This is a genomic window from Pseudomonas sp. AC083, assembly GCF_979253165.1.
In genome coordinates, this window is the sequence record NZ_CEEDDH010000217.1 from 1 (window position 1) to 257 (window position 257).

Sequence of the window (257 nt, forward strand, 5' to 3'; positions counted from 1 at the left end):
GCGCATAGACAAGCGGGACGAGGCAGACCAGGTGCTTATGAAAATCCAAAACCTTGAGAAAAAGGGGTGAGGACATGACGACATTAGATGATGCTTATAATGTCCTGAAATATTGGTTTTCTGAAAAGCCGATTCGTTTAACACCTTTAAACGGAAGAAGCCCTAATGAAGGGTGGCTTGTAGAAACGATCCAAAACCGCTTTGTCTTGAAAAAATGTGCAAGAAATCATGATGCGGAGTGGCTTCAGTATTTAGAG

At 42.4% G+C, this 257-nt stretch carries 1 protein-coding gene; it reads left to right on the forward strand.

Translation table 11 applies throughout. The features are described from left to right. Positions 1-74: 74 nt before the first annotated feature. Positions 75-257 (forward strand): hypothetical protein (locus AC0IXA_RS27770; protein ID WP_471814956.1); only part of this gene is annotated, 183 nt, incomplete at its 3' end.